Annotated in this window: 1 pseudogene; it reads right to left on the bottom strand. The window is 37.1% G+C overall.

Annotation, left to right across the window (positions count from 1 at the left end):
• Window positions 1-1,643: pseudogene (locus ACTJLE_RS06215) on the bottom strand (InlB B-repeat-containing protein); the annotation flags it as partial.
• Between the last annotated feature and the right edge of the window lie 400 nt (window positions 1,644-2,043).

Here is a 2,043-nt window from a genome sequence, read left to right as displayed (position 1 = left end):
TTGTTTTGCAAATTTTTGTACTGTACAACCAACTGCGTAGGAATCGGCCTAAAAGTCACATAATAGTGCTTTGTTGTTACTTGATTATCGTCTTTATCTCGAACAATACCATAGTCGTAGTTGCCAAAATCACCTGTATTATCCGCAGTAAATTCTCCGTCACTAGGAGTATCAATATCGTTACTGTAATACAGATAACCAGGGATGTTCGTGTTTTTAAGCTCTTCCATAGTTGGACGTTTAACAGAATCTTTCTTGGGATCTCCTTCGTAGCTTAGGAGCGGCGTAAACATTCCCCTAACAACCTGATTATTACCAAACCTTACTCCGGCAATATTTTTAATCTCAGACAAATCAGATAAATCCAACTTGGTAAACGATTTAGTAGAGAACCTATCGGTTTCACCAGCACTACGTTGAGAAAGTTCACCGTTCCCTTTAATGTTTGCTACTTTGCGATATTGCAAGTCATCCACAAAATGGAATTGCGCGCCACATTCTGGTATAAAGGCAATATATCCGAAAGCTCCAGATGAGTCTTCATGATTAAATCCTTCATAGCCTAAAATAGCTTCATCAGCGTTGCTGCCCTCCATAACAACATGAATAAACGTTTGGTTTTTTCTCATATAAACTTTGATATTCGTCTTATCAGCCAAATTGGATCCAACAAGCTTCCCATTTACCTCAAGCTTGTATGGAATCTTACCGTCAGGAGCTTTATTAAGGTCAAGATTTACTGATTCATCTGGATTTTTTAGCTCACGGGATGATCTGTATGCATAAAATTGACCATCGGCAGTATATACACCATCTTTATCAACCCGCGGGAAAAATATGAATATGTCAATTCTTCCAAGCCTGCCATTATATGTATTAAGAAATTCATCAATACTTTTCGTATCGCCAGATGCTTGACCGTTCTCTACAGAAAAGTTTTTGCCGTAAGGCGTATAAAAAATCTTTTGAATAGAAGACAGAGGTCTAACAGATTTCGTTTTGCTCTGTAACTCTTCGACTTCAGCTGGAGTAATAACATTCTTGAACGGATTTTCTATATCCTTATCATTACTAAAATCGTATATGCCATCTTTATTAGGCTCAACTTTGCTTTGCTTATCGACATTAGCAGGCGACTCTGCTGCCGCTTTATCTTCTTTTGATACTTCTTTTGTAGATTGAGTCGACTTGTATACAGATACTTTGCTTTTCTTTACATCAGTCGAATCATTTGCAGAATTATTATCTTTTACGTTATTATTTACAGCATCATTATTAGGAATGTTCGCATTCCTAGAATTTACATCATTCTTCGAAGCATCAACACCCTTGGAACTAGCATCATCTTTGAAACTAGAATCATTCTTCGAAAGCGTAACATTCTTGGAATTGTCATCACCCTTAGAAAGCGCAGCATCCTTGGAACCAGCATCACCCTTTGCTTTATCAGAATTTTTAGCAAAAGGATACCCCCCCCCGTCAGAAAATCCCGGATTCGCAACATTAGAGTTAGCATTCACAACAGCAGACGCACTTGTAACATTCTCAGCCGCATTCGCACTCTGCGCCATGCAAAAAGCGCAAGCCGCAGTGGCAATACTCATCATCGTCGTTGACAAAACGAGCACAGTTCTCTTGTTCATTTTTCCCTCTTATAAAATAAACAAATTAAAAACTTATAAAATAAAAATCACACAGCTGCAATCTCATCCTAAGAATGCAACCACACAAACCAATATACCATAATTCGGTATAATGTATACAAAAAATTATGAAAGCTTACACTTAAACGCACACACAAACATCGTGATTCATAGTCGCCCACGCGTTTACAAAAACACATTTGCAATTATTTATGCATCAATAGATGCATTTTTCTTGATAAAAACGATTATTTTTTGTATCATAAATTAAGTTTACGTAAATATTAGTCAGCCCTAAAAATGAGTATAAATGTGCGCGAATAAAACATTTTGCGAAGAGTGCAGGAATGATGTTGAGTACTCAACAAAATCCGTTCCAATGAGTGCATCTATTAAAGGA

The sequence above is a fragment of the Gardnerella sp. CCPDSM genome (assembly GCF_056754715.1).
The sequence above is the reverse complement of the archived record's forward strand: the minus strand, read 5'-3'. Positions and strand labels throughout refer to the sequence as shown.